The 16,874-nt window shown below is 44.9% G+C and carries 13 protein-coding genes; 10 read left to right on the top strand and 3 right to left on the bottom strand.

Going from position 1 to position 16,874, the window contains the following annotated elements:
• Positions 1 to 14 precede the first annotated feature (14 nt).
• From oadA to aguB, 6 genes are all read left to right on the top strand, one after another.
• Positions 15 to 1,826, top strand: a complete 1,812-nt coding sequence (gene oadA / locus L1D44_RS11760) for a sodium-extruding oxaloacetate decarboxylase subunit alpha (RefSeq protein ID WP_220768357.1) — start codon at positions 15 to 17, stop codon at positions 1,824 to 1,826.
• An 8-nt stretch (positions 1,827 to 1,834) separates the two neighbouring features.
• Positions 1,835 to 2,965, top strand: coding sequence for a sodium ion-translocating decarboxylase subunit beta (locus L1D44_RS11755; protein WP_220768358.1), 1,131 nt, complete (start codon positions 1,835 to 1,837; stop codon positions 2,963 to 2,965).
• Between the two features lie 131 nt (positions 2,966 to 3,096).
• Positions 3,097 to 4,038, top strand: coding sequence for a LysR substrate-binding domain-containing protein (locus L1D44_RS11750; protein ID WP_239890835.1), 942 nt, complete (start codon positions 3,097 to 3,099; stop codon positions 4,036 to 4,038).
• 269 nt (positions 4,039 to 4,307) lie between these two features.
• Entirely contained in the window at positions 4,308 to 5,414 is a 1,107-nt protein-coding gene (aguA, locus tag L1D44_RS11745; RefSeq protein WP_239890832.1) for an agmatine deiminase, read from the top strand.
• A gap of 48 nt (positions 5,415 to 5,462) precedes the next feature.
• On the top strand, positions 5,463 to 6,548 hold the full coding sequence (locus tag L1D44_RS11740; protein ID WP_239890830.1) for a polyamine ABC transporter substrate-binding protein: 1,086 nt from the start codon (positions 5,463 to 5,465) through the stop codon (positions 6,546 to 6,548).
• 88 nt (positions 6,549 to 6,636) lie between these two features.
• Entirely contained in the window at positions 6,637 to 7,515 is an 879-nt protein-coding gene (gene aguB / locus L1D44_RS11735) for an N-carbamoylputrescine amidase (RefSeq protein ID WP_239890828.1), read from the top strand.
• 114 nt (positions 7,516 to 7,629) lie between these two features.
• Here aguB and L1D44_RS11730 read toward each other — a convergent pair whose 3' ends face one another.
• Both L1D44_RS11730 and L1D44_RS11725 read right to left on the bottom strand, forming a co-directional pair.
• Positions 7,630 to 7,815 (bottom strand): hypothetical protein, encoded by a 186-nt coding sequence (locus L1D44_RS11730; RefSeq protein WP_220768363.1) that lies wholly within the window; start codon positions 7,813 to 7,815, stop codon positions 7,630 to 7,632.
• Positions 7,816 to 7,917: 102 nt separating this feature from the next.
• Positions 7,918 to 9,171, bottom strand: coding sequence for a dicarboxylate/amino acid:cation symporter (locus L1D44_RS11725; protein WP_220768383.1), 1,254 nt, complete (start codon positions 9,169 to 9,171; stop codon positions 7,918 to 7,920).
• A gap of 464 nt (positions 9,172 to 9,635) precedes the next feature.
• On the opposite strand from L1D44_RS11725, the gene L1D44_RS11720 reads away from it, so the two are divergent.
• From L1D44_RS11720 to L1D44_RS11705, 4 genes are all read left to right on the top strand, one after another.
• Positions 9,636 to 12,473 (top strand): pitrilysin family protein, encoded by a 2,838-nt coding sequence (locus tag L1D44_RS11720; protein ID WP_239890826.1) that lies wholly within the window; start codon positions 9,636 to 9,638, stop codon positions 12,471 to 12,473.
• Positions 12,474 to 12,648: 175 nt separating this feature from the next.
• Entirely contained in the window at positions 12,649 to 14,217 is a 1,569-nt protein-coding gene (gene gshA / locus L1D44_RS11715) for a glutamate--cysteine ligase (protein ID WP_239890824.1), read from the top strand.
• 8 nt (positions 14,218 to 14,225) lie between these two features.
• Entirely contained in the window at positions 14,226 to 14,660 is a 435-nt protein-coding gene (locus L1D44_RS11710) for a hypothetical protein (protein WP_239890923.1), read from the top strand.
• A gap of 124 nt (positions 14,661 to 14,784) precedes the next feature.
• Entirely contained in the window at positions 14,785 to 15,402 is a 618-nt protein-coding gene (locus L1D44_RS11705) for a hypothetical protein (RefSeq protein WP_220768366.1), read from the top strand.
• A 66-nt stretch (positions 15,403 to 15,468) separates the two neighbouring features.
• Here the strand turns inward: L1D44_RS11705 and L1D44_RS11700 are convergent, their stop codons facing one another.
• Positions 15,469 to 16,689, bottom strand: a complete 1,221-nt coding sequence (locus tag L1D44_RS11700; RefSeq protein WP_239890822.1) for a sensor domain-containing diguanylate cyclase — start codon at positions 16,687 to 16,689, stop codon at positions 15,469 to 15,471.
• Positions 16,690 to 16,874 lie beyond the last annotated feature (185 nt).

The following is a 16,874-nucleotide window of genomic DNA, read 5'->3' as shown; positions in this document are numbered from 1 at the left end:
TAGGGAGTTTTTGTATGAGCAAGCCATTGGCTTTAACTGATGTCGCCTTAAGGGACGCACACCAATCTATTCTCGCTACTCGTTTGCGTACCGAAGATATGTTACCTATAGCGCCACTACTGGATAAAGTCGGCCTATGGTCTATTGAATCGTGGGGCGGCGCGACATTTGATTCCTGTATTCGTTATTTGGGTGAAGATCCTTGGGAGCGCATTCGTGAATTGAAGAAGGTGATGCCAAATACACCCCAACAGATGTTGCTACGTGGCCAAAACCTATTAGGTTATCGCCATTACGCTGATGATTTAGTTCACCGTTTTGTTGAGCGGGCACATACTAATGGCGTCGATGTATTCAGGGTATTTGATGCCATGAACGATGTTCGTAACCTCGAAACCGCAGTTAAATCTGTCATTGATGTTGGCGGACATGCGCAAGGCACATTGTCTTATACTACTAGCCCTGTACATAATTTAGATACTTGGGTCGACATGGCTAAGCGTATCGAAGATATGGGCTGTCACTCATTATGCATTAAAGATATGGCTGGGCTTTTAAAGCCGTTTGAAGCATTCGAACTGATCAGCCAGATCAAATCACAAACTGACCTAGTTTTGTCTCTACATTGTCATGCGACCACAGGTCTGAGCACGGCAACCTATCAAAAAGCTATTGAAGCAGGCATCGATGTGCTCGATACGGCAATCTCTTCAATGAGTCAGACATATGGTCACAGCGCAACAGAAACCTTGGTTGCTATGGTAGAGGGCACCGAAAGAGCAACGGGCTATGATATGGCGTTGCTAGAAGAGATCGCGGCCTATTTTAGAACCGTTCGTAAGAAGTATGCAGCTTTCGAAGGCGAGCTAAAAGGCATCGATTCACGCATTCTTCGTGCTCAAGTGCCAGGTGGCATGCTTACTAACATGGAGAGCCAGCTTAAAGAGCAGGGCGCTGCAGATAAGTTAGACCTAGTGCTTGAGGAGATCCCTCGTGTACGTGAAGACTTAGGTTTCTTACCATTAGTGACACCAACGTCACAAATTGTCGGCACCCAATCAGTGATTAACGTACTGACAGGCGAGCGTTATAAGTCGCTTACCAAAGAAACCGAAGGGGTACTCAAAGGCGAATATGGTGCGACTCCAGCCCCTGTAAATACTGAACTGCAGCAGCGAGTTCTCGCTGGTCGCGAAGCGATTACCTGCCGTCCAGCAGATCTGCTCGAATCTGAGTTAGAGAAATTACGCTTAGAGCTAAAAGAGAAAGCCGCCGCTGAGGGCATTACGCTGGCTGAAGAGCTCGATGATGACGTTCTGACCTATGCGCTATTTCCACAGATTGGCCTTAAATTCCTTAGTAATCGCAATAACCCCGATGCGTTTGAACCAAAGCCGGAAGTGGCTGCTAAAGCACTAGAGCAGGCTAAACAAGCGGAGATTGCAGCAGCCAATAAGCAGGGGCCAGAAACTTATACGGTTACCGTTCAAGGACAGAGCTTTGTGGTTGAGGTTGCCGAAGGTGGCGATATCAGCCAGATCACACCTACTGAAAATGTGGTGCCGTTTACTGCTCCTGTACAAGCGGCACCTGTGGTGGATCTGTCTGCGGTTAAGCATGAGCAGAATGCGCCTCTGTCAGGCAATATCTTTAAAGTACATGTATCGCCTGGCGATAGTGTTAAAGAGGGGGATGTGGTGATAATCCTCGAAGCGATGAAGATGGAAACCGAAGTTCGTGCTGAGGCCGATGGAGTAATCTCTAAGGTTTGGGTTAAAGAAGGTGACGCTGTAGCAGCGGGTAGCCAATTGTTGGCATTAGCTTAGGGGTCATCATGGAAGGATTAATCGCGTTTTGGTCTGAGTCTGGCATTGCCAACTTTACCTCAGGCCAAGTGCTAATGATGGGTGTAGGTTGCTTGTTATTATATTTAGCAATCGCAAAGAAGTTTGAGCCATTACTGCTGTTACCGATTGGCTTTGGGGCTATATTGGCTAACATCCCTAATGGTGGATTTACTGAGGAAGGGGGCCTGCTCTATTTTGCTTACTATGTTGGCATTGAAACAGGTGTATTTCCCTTGCTCATCTTTATGGGGGTCGGTGCACTAACAGACTTTGGCGCGCTCATCGCTAACCCTAAGATGTTGTTGCTTGGTGCTGCGGCTCAGTTTGGTATTTTCGCCACCTTAATCGGCGCGATTGCACTTAACTGGGTGCCAGGCTTTGAGTTCTCAATGACCGATGCGGCGGCTATTGCCATCATTGGTGGTGCAGATGGACCAACGGCCATCTTCTTGGCGTCTAAGTTAGCGCCAGACTTGCTCGGAGCCATTGCGGTAGCCGCTTATTCTTATATGGCATTGGTACCACTGATCCAGCCACCGATTATGCGTTTGCTGACAACAGAGTCTGAGCGCAAAATTAAGATGGAGCAGCTGCGTGAGGTGAGCAAGAAGGAAAAGATCATCTTTCCTATGATGGTGTTAGGTTTAACCATCTTGTTCCTGCCTGCAGCCACTCCACTGGTGGGTATGTTCTGCCTAGGTAACTTGATGAAAGAGTCGGGTGTGGTCGATAGGTTATCGAGCACTGCCCAGAATGAGCTTATCAACATAGTGACTATTTTCTTAGGTCTTGCTGTAGGTTCAAAGCTCTCTGCTGAACAGTTTCTGCAAATGGAAACCTTAGGGATCTTGGTTCTTGGTGCTGTTGCCTTCTCTATTGGTACTGCAGCGGGTGTGTTAATGGCCAAGCTGATGAGCAAGCTTTCAGGCGGTAAGATCAATCCACTGCTTGGAGCTGCAGGTGTCTCTGCCGTACCTATGGCGGCGCGAGTGGTGAATAAGGTCGGTCTTGAAGCTAATAACCAAAACTTCTTGTTGATGCACGCTATGGGACCAAACGTAGCCGGGGTATTAGGCAGTGCGGTCGCAGCAGGTGTTTTACTGGCTGTACTTGGTTAGTTGGTATGATCCCGTATTCAGTATTCTGATGCGGGATTTTTATTTGGTCATGATCAATTGTCGCTGTTAATTTTATTTGTTCTGACATAGTCTAATTTAGTTACTTATTTCACCAACAAGATTATTAGCTTATGCGACGTCTTCCGCCGTTAAATCCTTTGAGAGCATTTGAGTCTGCAGCTAGGCATGAGCATTTTTCTCGTGCTGCCGATGAACTCTGCGTTACCCACAGCGCGATTAGTCATCAAGTGAAGACATTAGAAGATGCTTTAGGGATTAAATTGTTTGAGAAGCAGGGACGTAACGCCAAGTTGACTCAGTCGGGGGCCAACTTATTACCGGCAATACAGGAGGCTTTCGATATCATAGGCCAAGCCTGTGAAAAAGCAGTTGAGCCAGGGTTAAGTGGTCGTTTAGTTATTTCAGCTCCTCCAGAACTCTCCTCTAAGTGGCTGATAAAACAGATCGGTGATTTTGCAATCCGTTACCCTTCAATCGATGTCAGTCTATTAGTTCACACAAGCGATGAAACGAACATCAATCCTCAGGCAGATCTTTCGATTATCTACGGTGCCGGTGATGCCGACTGGAATCGTTACTGGGTTACACCGATTAAAGAGATGGAGTTTTTTCCTGTGTGTAGCCCCAAGCTGCTCCAGCTCGATAAAAATTCGGGCTTAGATGCAAAACAAGAGGGGGCTCTACCTTTAGATTTAAGTGCGCAGCGTCTATTACACGACGATCAAGATGGTAAGACTTGGGCGACTTGGCTTGGAGCCCATGCGCCACATATCTTAAATACGCCACAAAACTTAAACTTTGCTCATGCGGGATTGTCTCTAGAGGCTGCAATTGCGGGGTATGGGGTGGCAATCGGTGATAATTTTACTGCGAGTACAGAGCTAGAAAGTGGCAAGTTGGTTAGGCCTTTTGAACAAAGTGTTCCCTCGTTAGGTAACTATTATTTAGTTGCTGAAAAGCGAAAAAAAGGTGATGTAAAACTCATGACTTTTATCAACTGGCTACTGACTCAAATCAATAATAAGTTCAGCACAGAATCCTCTTCGAATTAGTTGGTAAATCTGCGCTAGCTTTAGCTTGCCTCATCACTACTAATCTCTCGCTCAGTGAGCAAATCTTTATACTAATTGCTATTAAATCACTTTACTTGCCGTTAGCGTCATAAGGTGAGTTTTTCTCTATGGTTTTACGATTAATAAGTAAATACAGCTATTACTTGTGAATAAAGCTAACCAATCTAGATAACTTTTCTCAGTAGACCCTCCATTTTTATCTCGTTAGGTTTGGATATATCAAATCAAATAAACACAAGGTTAGGTCTATGTCACGAACATTAAGCTCCACTCCACGAGAAGACGGTTTTCGAATGCCTGGCGAATTTGAACCTAAAAAGGGCTGTTGGTTAGGTTGGCCTGAGCGCAGCGATGTTTGGCGCAATGGCGCTAAACCAGCTCAGAAAGTTTGGGTTGAGATCTGCACCGCTATTGCCTCGAGTGAGCAGGTGACAGTGTGTGTGTCTCAGTCCCAGTATGAGAATGCACGCAATATGTTGCCTGAAACGGTTCGAGTCGTGGAGATGAGCACTAATGACGCATGGTTTAGGGATTCTGCATGTGCTTTTCTCGTCAATGATAAAGGTGACGTTAGAGGCACAGACTGGGCGTTCAACGCTTACGGCGGTTTAAATGGTGGCCTTTATTTTCCTTGGGATAAAGATGAGAAAATTGCGCAGAAAATCCTAGAAATAGAAAACCTTGACCGTTATCGCTCATCGCTCATTGCGGAAATGGGGGGGATTCAATGCGATGGCCAAGGCACTTTACTTACTACCGAACAATGCTTGTTGAACGTTAACCGAAATGGTCATCTTGGTAAGGCGGCAGTTGAGCAGGAACTAAGAGATTACATGGGAGTAGAAAAAATCATTTGGTTACCCCGTGGCTGCAAGTTCGATGAGACTGACGGTCATATCGATGACCTTGCTTGTTGGATTGCACCAGGAGAGTTATTGCTGCAGTGGACTGATGATAGCAGCGACCCACAGTATGAAATTTATCAAGAAGCGTATGAGATCTTAAGTCGGAGCACCGATGCTAGGGGGCGAAAGATTAAGATCCATAAAATGCCTCAACCTAAGGCATTGGAATGGACGGAGGAAGAAGCCTCGGGACTGGACGTGGCGAAGGGGACCCATAGCCGTGTTGTAGGCACTAAAATCTGCGCTTCTTATATCAATTACTACGTAGGAAACTCGGTGATCATGGTTCCCGCTTACGACGATCCTATGGACGAGCCTGCTCAAGCGATATTACGAGAGCTTTTTCCCAAGCATAAGGTTATCGCTATTCAAAATGCCCGTGAAATTTTACTGGGGGGAGGTAATGTTGCCTGTATAACTCAGCCCCAGTATGCAGGTATTACCTCATAAAGCATATCAACGTGTGAACAAAACCATATCAGGATAGGGGGAGACAAGATGAATAACCAATCTAAAATGTTATTAATGACATTAGCACTATTTACGGGCTCGGTATCGGCACAGGGCACCCTGAATATTTATAACTGGTCAGATTATATAAGTGACGCAGCAATTGCCTCATTTGAAGCAAAAACTGGGATTAAAGTGAATTACGATGTTTATGATTCCCAAGAACTTGCTGAAACCAAACTATTACTGGGAAAGACGGGCTACGATCTTGTGGTGTCTTCAGGCTCATTTCTACAGCGACAGATTAAGGTTGGAGTATTTCAGCCTTTAGATAAGAGTCGTTTGAAGAACTATCATCACCTCGATCCTAAGGTCTTGAACATCGTTAATTCTTTTGATGAAGGTAATAAGTATGCCGTTCCGTACATGTGGGGCACAACGGGTATTGGTTATAACACAGATAACGCCGCTGAAATAATAGGAGATACTCCCGTCAATACCTGGGACCTTCTATTTCAAGCCGATATGGTTTCAAAGTTTACCGAGTGTGGTGTAGCCATGGTTGACGCGCCAAGCGAAGTCGTGAGTGCCATGCTGAAGTATCTAGGTAAGGATCCCAATTCACAGAGTTTAGAGGATCTCGCCTTGGTTGAGGAACGGCTTTTGGCTATACGCCCTTATATTACCTACTTTCATAGTTCTTCTTACGTTACCGACCTTGCAAGTGGCAATATCTGTTTAGCTATGGGATGGAGTGGTGATGTGTTTATGGCTGCAAATAGAGCCCTTGAGGCTAACAATGGGGTAAATGTCGACTATGTGATCCCAAAAGAGGGGGCACAAGGTTGGGCAGATACCTTTAATATCACTGTTGACTCTAAAAATGTTGATGCGGCCTATGCTTTTTTGGATCACATTCTAGAGCCTAAGGTTATTGCTGAGATCTCAAATTACGTCTGGTATGCCAATGCAAATGCAGACTCTCAGCAATATATCGATAGCGAAATTACCTCCCATCCAGGCATTTATCCCGATGAAAAAACTTTAAATAACCTTTTCGCTGATAAGGGACGTAGTCTGAAGTTTGAACGGGCAATGAATCGCATGTGGACTCGTGTCAAGACAGGCCAATAACCGTTAACACCTTCCGATTGAAGGGTTCACTTTGAGCCCTCTTTGTAGCTCGCACCATATTATTATGATTAAAGAAAAGGGGCTTTGCATGTCAAAACCTGTCAAGTTTGCAGCTATCCAACTCACCATTAATTGGGACCTTGAACATAATCTTTCTAAGGCAACTGAAAAGATAAAAGAGGCCGCAGCTAATGGTGCGCAAGTCATCCTGCTTCAGGAGTTATTCGCTGCACCTTACTTTTGTAAGCAACAAAATGCCAAATATTTTGAATTAGCAACTGAGTTGGAGAGTAGCAGCTTAATCCAAAAAAAAATGAGTAATTTGGCAAAATCTTTACAAGTGGTTTTACCTATTAGTTACTTCGAAAAGTCGGGCAATAACTTCTTTAATTCATTGGTGATGATAGATGCTGACGGCTCGATTTTAGATAATTATCGTAAGTCGCATATTCCCGATGGGCCTGGTTATAGTGAGAAGTACTACTTTAGCCCGGGTGATACAGGATTTAAAGTGTGGGACACCCGCTACGGTCGATTTGGGGCGGGGATCTGCTGGGACCAATGGTTTCCTGAGTTAGCTCGCAGTCTGACTCTGGCGGGGGCCGAGGCAATATTCTATCCCACCGCTATTGGTTCAGAGCCTCAAGATCCAAGTCTAGATTCAAAAGGACATTGGCAGCGTACTATGCAAGGTCATGCCGCCGCAAATTTAGTACCAGTGATTGCGGCTAACCGTACGGGTGTTGAAACCGATGATGGAGTTGAAACACGATTTTATGGATCCTCTTTTATCACTGATCACACGGGAGAGTTACTAGCAGAAGCGAGTCGTGATCATGAGGAGGTTATCTATGCAGAGATCGATCTTCAAGCAACTCGGCTTGCACGTTATAGCTGGGGACTATTTAGGGATAGGCGGCCAGATTTGTACTCTCCACTATTAACATTGACAGGAAAAAGCCAATAGTAGCGTTAATTGGCAATGGGCTTAACATACTATGTTAAGCCCATTGGTATTTCGTATGCGCTTACTTAACTCAATCTGTTTTAGCTAAAATTGCTCGTGCTGAAGTTTGTTTTATTAATTACGAACATTTTGACCCGCAGTTAACCAAAGTAAAAAGGTAAGGGCAAAAATTATGGTCAGGCTGATGCCGATGATATAGAGAAACCCCGTCTTTCCCTGCTTTAATGGTACACCGTTATAGTTAAGAAAAAGCGCCCATGCCAGTGAAAGCAGTATTGGAAGAATGAAGAGTTTTGTCATATCCAGCCACTCCTTAAATAACCTAGTTACCCAGTATAATATTGAAAAGTATAAATTAAAAAGGCCGCAATTGCGGCCTTTTTATTCAGTAAATGACGGTGTTTAGCTTCTGGCCTGCTCTAGTGTGCCATTCTCCTGAGTATAAAACTGCGCCTCATCTAGTTGGCCTTCTGACTTGCCGATGACTACCGCAGTCATCATATCGCCAGTGACGTTAGTCGCGGTGCGGATCATATCGATAATACGGTCAACTGCAGCGATAAATGCGATGCCCTCAAGTGGCAAGCCGACAACGCCTAAGGTGACGGTTAGCATCACCATGGCACTACCGGGGACGCCCGCCGTACCGACAGAAGCAACCGTTGCTGTTACTGCAATCAACATATAGTCAGTCATATCCAACGGGATACCGTAGATCTGTGCGATAAAGATAGCCGCAATTGCAGGGTAAATACCGCCACAACCATCCATATTCATGGTCGCACCCAGCGGCAGCACGAATGCACCATAACGCTTAGATACTCCCATCGACTCTGTACAACGGGTACTTGCTGGCAGGGTGCCAAAGCTTGATGCTGTGGTAAATGCCACGATTTGTGCAGGTACAGCTTTACGGAAAAATTGCACAGGGCTTAGCTTAGCGGCAAACTTAATCAAGCCGCCGTAAACAAAGATGATATGGATAAGGGCTGCAAGGTAAATAGCACCAATAAACTTACCCAGTGGCAGTAGTGTTGAAAGACCGTACTCACCAACAACCCAAGCCATTAGACCAAATACACCGATAGGGGTAAGTTGCAGTACCATGCGAGTGAGCTGGAACATTACCTCTGCACCCGCTTCGATAGTGCGCTTAAGTGGCTGTGCTTTTTCGCCTACCTTATTGATTGCGATACCCACTAGCGCAGCGAAGATGATGATCTGCAGCACCTTTCCCTCAGCAAGAGAGGCGAATGGATTCACAGGGATCATATCGAGTAACACTTGAGCGAAACCGGGTACATTGCGCTCGCGAACTTCTGTAGCGGCTAGCTCCATCGAGCCGCCCATATCGATTACTGAGCCTATGGTTAGTCCGATAAGCGATGCGATAGTGCCAGTCAGCATAAACATGGCTAAGGTTTTAAAGCTTAATCGTTTTAGGCTCACTTCAGAGCCTAAAGAGGTGATACTGACAACGATGGCACAGAAAATTAGTGGTGCAACTAACATCTTAATCGCACTGATAAATAGATCGCCAAGTGGCTTTAATACCGTTGCCGACTCACCGAAAATGACACCCACACCAGCGCCCAATATAAAGGCCGCTAAAACCTTCTGCCAAAATGGGATGTTTTTAATCGCTTGCCACATTATCGAATTCCAATTATTTAATTTTTATCAAGTTACTTTACGGGTGAATCTTTGTTCACTCCAGTATTAGTTTTAGGCAATTGTTACCAATTACTTATTTAATTGCTGTTCATTCTATAGATAGACACACTTGCATCACAAACCCATTTGGTTATAACTTATTGTGATAAGAGAGAATGTTTTAATAACTTTAATTTTTAACCGTGTTGCAACATTGTAGGGTTGTTGGCTGTGGAAGTGTAAAAAAATCTATTAATTCACAAGCTAAGGAACTTACTTCAAACCGAGATAGTCGATAGTAATCACGTTTACTTGTGGTTTATTGTTATAAAAAACCACAGGTTTGATTGCAAATTAATTCAGGTTTCAGTGCTGGTTGTTTTATCTGTTGTAGGTAATACTAGCTGGAATAATCAACAACATGGCTAATGTTAGACAAGTTAGCAGTTGGATAAAGGAGAAAGTCATTGAAGAAATGGATATTAGCTGTAGCCGTTAGTGCTGCATTAATGGGTTGCGCAGGACAGCAACAGAGTGAAACCTCTTTGCCGCAAGGAGTTACGTTACTAGAAACAGTTAGTTTCAGTGGCGAACAGGTGGGGATCCCTTACCGTAAATACCAGTTGGCCAATGGCTTAACTGTCATCTTGCACGAAGATCACTCCGATCCTTTAGTCCATGTTGATGTGACCTATCACGTTGGTTCAGGCCGAGAGCTAGAAGGGCGCTCCGGTTTTGCTCACCTTTTTGAACATATGATGTTCCAAGGTTCACAAAACGTCGGTGATGAGCAACATTTTAAGATGGTCACCGAAGCGGGGGGGACGTTAAACGGCACCACCAATACTGACCGAACCAATTACTTTGAAACCGTACCTAATAATCAGCTTGAGAAAATGCTGTGGCTGGAATCTGACCGCATGGGCTTCTTCCTCCCCGCATTGACCGAAGAGAAGTTTGAAGTCCAGCGTGAGACGGTTAAGAATGAGCGTGCACAGCGGATTGATAATCGTCCTTATGGACGTATGGGAGAGCGCTTTAATCAAGCATTTTATCCTCAGGGGCATCCATACTCTTGGCCAGTTATCGGTTGGCCAGAGGATCTAAATCGTGCCGATGTGGAAGACGTTAAGCATTTCTTTCAACGCTGGTATGGTCCAAATAACGCCACCTTAACCATAGGCGGTGACTTCGATGAGATGCAAACACTCGCGTGGGTGAACAAGTATTTTGGTGAGATCCCATCAGGCCCTAAAGTCGATGCACCGAAAAAAGAGTTAGTGACCCTCGATGAGACTCGTTACCTGTCGATGGAAGATCGGGTGCATTTGCCCCTACTTAGAATTGGTATGCCGACGGTTTATGCCCGTCATGAAGATGAAGCCGCACTGGATCTACTGTCGAATATTTTAGGTGGTGGTAAAACCTCACTTTTTTATAAAAACTTAGTTAAAGATGGTCTCGCAGTACAAGCTGGGGTAAGCCATCCTTGCCAAGAGTTAGCCTGTCAGTTTTCTATGTATGCATTAGCTAACCCTGCAAGAGGCGGCAACTTGGCTGAACTCGAGCAGGCGATGCGTGACTCGATTAAAGAGTTTGAGAAGCGCGGCGTGACAGACGACGATCTTGAGAAAGTAAAGGTTAATTTCGAGGCAGGAACCATCTTTGGTCTGCAAAGCGTGCAAGGAAAGGTCGCAAGCCTTGCCTTCAACCAGACCTTCTCTAATAACCCGAATATGATTGGATTCGATCTGGCTCGTTATGCCAATGTCACTAAAGAAGATGTGATGCGGGTATTTAATAAGTACATAAAAGATAAGCCGATGGTGGTGATGAGTGTTGTGCCTCTGGGACAAACAGCGCTTATCGCTAAGGCCGATAATTTCGTTGCACCAGTGGAGAAGGTTGCTAAGGTTGCAGTAGAGGAGCTAGCTGCAGCGCCGCAGATTGTTTCATCATTCGATAGAAGTGTTATTCCGGCAACAGGTCCCGCTCCCGTGCTGACCATGCCTGAGCTTTGGCAAGGTAAACTTGCCAATGATATCGAGGTGATAGGCACCGAAACGAGTGAGACACCGACGGTTGAGATAGTGATCTATCTAAACGGTGGGCATCGATTACTCGATGTTAACCAAGCAGGCCTAGCGGGCATGACGGCTGCGATGATGAATGAGTCGAGCCAGAAGCGTAGCGCCGAAGAACTCACGCAGGCGCTTGAGATGCTGGGCAGTAACGTGAGCTTTAGTGCCAGCGGTTATCAAAGTCAGGTGAAGATCTCGTCATTAACCGCCAATCTCGATAAGACGATGGCGATTGTGCAGGAAAAGCTATTTGAGCCTGGTTTCAAGGCGGCTGATTTTGAGCGAGTCAAACAGCAAAAGCTGCAACATTTGCAGCGTGAGCTAACTGAGCCAAACTACTTGGCAAATACCGCATTTAGTGGCTTGCTATATGGCGATAAGAGCCCATTTGGTGTCAGTAGTGGTGGCTCGCTCGCCACGATATCGGCAATCACTCTCGATGATATTAAAGCTTTCTATAAGCAGCAGTATACGGCGGGGAATGCGCAAATTGTCGCAGTGGGTAACCTCAATGAAGCGCAGATGTTGAGTAAACTTTCGGGTCTCGAAAATTGGAAAGGGGCGGCAACACCACTGCCTGAACTTGCCAAGCTACCAGAGTTTCAAAGTGGTAAGATCTTTATCCTTGATAAGCCCGATGCGGCGCAGTCAGTGATAAAGATAGGTAAGCGTGCGTTGCCCTTCGATGCCACGGGTGAGTACTTTAAGTCTTATTTGATGAATTACCCGTTAGGTGGCGCGTTTAACAGTCGCATCAACCTGAATCTGCGTGAAGATAAAGGTTATACCTATGGTGCGAGAAGTTATTTCTCAGGTGGCCCTGAGGAAGGCTTCTATCAAGCTACGGCAAGTGTGCGCAGTGATGTGACAACAGAGGCGTTAATTGAATTTATAAAAGAGATTAATGCATTTCAAGAATCGGGGATGACAGAGAAAGAGTTAGACTTCATGAAGAGCTCGATCTCACAGTCAAAAGCACTCGATTATGAGACTCCATATCAAAAAGCAGGCTTAATGCGTAATATTCAGCGCTATAATTTGGACGATAACTTTAGTGAGCAGCAGAGTGCTATCACCAATAATATCAGCCGTAATGAGTTGAATAAATTGGCTAAAGAGCAGTTGAGTATTGATGACATGGTGATTTTAGTTGTAGGTGATCGCGCTAAAATTGAGTCTGATTTATCGACACTTGGTTATCCAATTAAAATTTTACAGTTGTAAAAGACGCAGCTAGGCCATATATCTGAAAGATGGTGTCATGATTATGGCACCATCTCATCGTTTATTAGGCTGGTGTTAATAAACGCGAATTTGGTTCGACTTGAAATTTAAGCAAGCTATAGCGGGTCTAACAGGCAAGCTATATGGTTAGAGTCACGCACTAGAGAATAATGTATTGAAATCTTTCAATGAATTAGTTGGTAAGTTGTCGGATCCGGCAAGTCGACAAGCGCTAAAATCGATGCAGAGAGGCATTGAGCGTGAAGCGTTAAGAATTGAAAAGTCGGGTCATTTGGCGTTGGATAAACATCCTAAAGCATTGGGCTCTGCGTTGACGAATTCGCGGATCACCACAGATTACAGTGAATCCTTGCTTGAGTTTATTACGCCAGTTTTTAACGATATCGATGAACTCGTTGACGATCTTACTCAGACCCACGCCTACAGCGTGCGTCACCTCAATGGCCAGCGTTTATGGCCTGTGAGTATGCCCTGCTATTTAGGCGACGGTGCTGATATTCCAATTGCCGACTACGGCAGCTCTAACTCTGGTCAAATGAAGCGTTTATATCGTAAGGGCTTAACTTATCGATATGGCGCACAGATGCAGATCATCTCAGGTGTGCATTTTAATTTTTCTGTTTCGGATCAGCTCTGGGACAGCTTGTATGAGCTATCGGATAAATCTTTAAGTTTAGAAGAATTTATTTCTGAGTCTTATTTTGGCCTTATTCGTAACTACCGCCGTTTAGTGTGGGTGTTACCCTATCTATTTGGGGCGTCTCCAGCTCTGTGTAGCACCTTTATTCAGGATCCCAAAACCAGTAATTTCCCATTTGAGGTGATTGGTAATGGCACCTTGTACCTGCCTTATGCAACCTCATTGCGTATGAGTGACCTAGGTTATACCAACCAAGAGCAAGATAACTTAAATATCAGTTACAACAGTCTTAGTGATTATTTAACGGGTATGCAAGCGGCGATCAATATGCCATCGGCAAACTTTGCCAAAATTGGCGTGAAGGTGGATGGTGAATACCGTCAGTTGAATGACAATATCTTACAAATAGAAAATGAATTCTATTCTCCTATTCGTGCAAAGCGTGTGGCTAAGGGCAATGAGAAGCCATCGGAGTCACTTGCCCGTGCCGGTGTTGAATATATCGAAGTGAGGGCGTTAGATGTTAACCCTTATAGCGCTGTTGGCATCGAAAAGTCACAGATCCGCTTCTTAGATCTCTTTTTGTTGAATTGTTTGCTGCAGCCATCGCACGCATCGGATGCCGATGAAGAGGCCGAAATTGCAGCTAACCTTAAGTCAGTAGTATTAGAGGGACGTAAGCCGGGGCTCATGCTGGCGCGAAACGGTGAGCAGGTTGCACTTGCAAGCTGGTTAGAGAACTTATTCACCGACTTAAAGGCCATTGCACAACTACTCGATGATGATGGCTGTGATGACTATCAAGTCGCATTGGCTAAGTGGCATAAGGCGGTCGATAATCCTGACGAGACGCTGTCTGGCAAAATCATGCAAGGCTTAAAGAATGAGCAGCTGGATCACAGTCAATGGGTGCTGGAACTTGCTGAGCAGTATCATCAGCAGTTGAAAGCTTATCCGCTAGCAGAGCATATCGATAAGCGATACCAGAAAGACGCTGTTGAATCACTTGAGAAACAGGCTCAGCTTGAGGCGCAGCCTAGTGTCAGTTTCGAGCAATACTTAGCTGATTACTTCAAGGTTTAGTTGCGATGATGCAGGGCTTCAAAAGTGTACTCGGCATTACTGCATTACTATTGATAGTATCGGGCTGTGCTTCACAACCCGATACCGCTAACCAGTGTGGTATTGTTGCGACCTATATGGAGCCTGACCGTGAGGCCGATGTTTACCGCGTTGTTGTGACCCATCTCGATGGCAAGCCTGTTATTTCACAGCCTAATTACCGCTTGAGTATCGGCGAGCACACCTTTACGGTTGCCGAGTTAATTGATGCCCCCAAGTTGAAAGTCAAACTTAGCGCCCGCACGCCTAAACAGCTTACGATTAATGTTGCGCATAATCAGCGCTATCACATAGGTGCAAAATTTAATACCGACAAGGTGTATCGGGGCAATGATAGTGGCTTTTGGCAGCCTGAAGTGTGGCAACAAGAAGCCCATGATTGTGAATTTACGCCAGAGTTATAGCTGGTTGGTTCCATCTCTCCCCCTAGTTGATTTATAACACAATTCCCTAAACGCTTAATTGCATCTTTAGCCTATCAATGTGACACTAACGCTTTGCTATTATTGTCTATTGGTACTGTTTTTTATGAAATGGCCTGCATTATTTGCGACTGTTATTCTGGCAACACTGTTGACTGGGTGTGCAACTCCTCCGCCAAAAGATCCCGAGAACCTATGCTCGATCTACACCGAAAATCGTTCTTGGTATAGCGCCGCTAAAAATACCCGTGAGAAGTGGGGGGTCCCAGTACATGTGCCCTTAGCCATGATGTATCAAGAAAGTTCCTTTAAACATAATGCGGCGCCGCCAATGGAATACTTTCTAGGTTTTATTCCCATCGGACGTGCCAGTGATGCCTATGGCTATGCTCAGGCCAAGACCATGACATGGGATGATTACGTGAGAGAGACGGGTAACTCTTGGTCGAGCCGCAGTAACTTCGATGATGCCATGGATTTTATGGGATGGTTTATCTATAAGACTCACAAGATTAATGGTGTGTCTAAGTGGGATGCCCGTAATCAATACCTCAATTATCATGAAGGCTGGGGGGGATACCAGCGCAAGACATACAACCAGAAGGCCTGGTTAATTAAGGTGGCAGGTAAGGTCGATGCTCGCTCTAAGCGCTATGCTGCGCAGTACAGACAGTGTCAGGAGGATTTAGATTCCTCTTGGCTATGGCGACTATTCTTTGGCTAGAAACCTCTTTTTTGAAAAGACTGATAAAAAGCCTCTACAAATGTAGAGGCTTTTTTTTGGTTGGCTTTACTCTTTAAGCGATACGCGTTGTTTGTACCGTTTCTGTTGATACATGTTGTCATCGGCGATTTTAAAGCATTGACTCCAACCACGGCTGTAGCTAGCGATGCCAAAGCTAAACTTAACTTCAATAGCCTGCCTTCCTGCGGTTTTCTCCTGTGAGTACTGCGCTGCTAGAATTTGCTGAACTCGGTTAAGATCAGCCTCTATTTGGCATAAGGGGCCGTGGCACAGAGCGATAAACTCATCCCCACCATAACGTGCTACAAGATGCTTTGGGTGCCATTGTTGCTTTAGCGCCGAGGCGAGACATTTTAACGCCTTGTCTCCCGCCTGATGCCCCGCGTCATCATTGATCGTTTTTAAGTTATCTAAGTCTAAAATGACTAAGTAACTGCCTAATGTACTATCGATTTTCCACTCTTTTTCAGCGGACTCAAAGTGTTGACGATTATAGAGTTCGGTTAAGCTATCGAAGTTTGCCAGTTGATAAATTTGGCGTGACTTTTGATAAAGGGCGATGGCATTAGCTGCTTCATGGGTCAAGACCGCCGCGAGATTTCTATCGTAATGACTAAAGGCATTCAACTTTGAGCTATCTAAGTTAAGCATGCCATAAAGTTTACCTTCGATATGAATTGGGCTCGATAGCGTCGACTTTATCGGTGATAGTGGCGCGGTTAGTAGTGCCGCTTGGTCCTCAGGTGTGAGTGTGCTGTGGCCATTAATATTGGCCATATTATCAATCAATACGACCCGATCGCAGATGCCTTTAGAAAAACGATATTCGAAGGACTGGCTAAGATTAAACTTTATTTTTCTAAGCTTTTCGATATCGATACCGATGGTAGACTCAAAATAAAGTTCATCGGTGTCGGGTATGACTCTGATGATTGAACCCATCTCGGCCGCTTGAACCCCATTAACGGCTTTGTTTAATAAGGCATTTAAAAACTTGGACTCGTCTTGATATTGGTTGGCGCTATTCACTAGCTCGAAGGTCGTATTATTAAGATGGATCACCTGTTGCAGGTGGCTCCAGAGCCGATTTAGGCGACACTGATGAAAGTAATAGCTCAGCGCATACCCGAACAGATAAATGCAGACAACCATAACAAGGTTGAAAGGGGCACTGATATTGAGTAAGCCTTCCCAAGAGGTAAGCAGTAAGAATATAGGTACGCCTAAAAGCACAAGGTGAGTTTTTAGGCCTAGTGAGTCAATCATCTCTCTTTTTAAACTATCTTTGATGGGTAGCATGATTATCTTTATTCGTTAAATAAGGCTGAGACTTAAATGGGCTGTCTCAAAAGGCGCCAGCGTTTTGTTTTTATTAGCTACTTGAAAACTTATCATGTTAATTTTAATGATAAAAACAACTTGAAAAGTCGATCACTATATCAAAATCTGAG

This window comes from Shewanella sp. Isolate13, assembly GCF_022398325.1.
Classification (GTDB): domain Bacteria; phylum Pseudomonadota; class Gammaproteobacteria; order Enterobacterales; family Shewanellaceae; genus Shewanella.
This window is presented reverse-complemented; position numbering and strand designations above follow the sequence as displayed.

Bases quoted from the DNA above. Each gene is read 5' to 3' on its own strand.
- oadA (WP_220768357.1), top strand. From the start codon at position 15: ATGAGCAAGCCATTGGCTTTAACTGATGTCGCCTTAAGGGACGCACAC.
- L1D44_RS11710 (WP_239890923.1), top strand. From the start codon at position 14,226: ATGCAGGGCTTCAAAAGTGTACTCGGCATTACTGCATTACTATTGATA.
- L1D44_RS11755 (WP_220768358.1), top strand. From the start codon at position 1,835: ATGGAAGGATTAATCGCGTTTTGGTCTGAGTCTGGCATTGCCAACTTT.
- L1D44_RS11705 (WP_220768366.1), top strand. From the start codon at position 14,785: ATGAAATGGCCTGCATTATTTGCGACTGTTATTCTGGCAACACTGTTG.
- aguB (WP_239890828.1), top strand. From the start codon at position 6,637: ATGTCAAAACCTGTCAAGTTTGCAGCTATCCAACTCACCATTAATTGG.
- L1D44_RS11740 (WP_239890830.1), top strand. From the start codon at position 5,463: ATGAATAACCAATCTAAAATGTTATTAATGACATTAGCACTATTTACG.
- L1D44_RS11700 (WP_239890822.1), bottom strand. From the start codon at position 16,689: ATGATTGACTCACTAGGCCTAAAAACTCACCTTGTGCTTTTAGGCGTA.
- L1D44_RS11750 (WP_239890835.1), top strand. From the start codon at position 3,097: ATGCGACGTCTTCCGCCGTTAAATCCTTTGAGAGCATTTGAGTCTGCA.
- L1D44_RS11730 (WP_220768363.1), bottom strand. From the start codon at position 7,815: ATGACAAAACTCTTCATTCTTCCAATACTGCTTTCACTGGCATGGGCG.
- aguA (WP_239890832.1), top strand. From the start codon at position 4,308: ATGTCACGAACATTAAGCTCCACTCCACGAGAAGACGGTTTTCGAATG.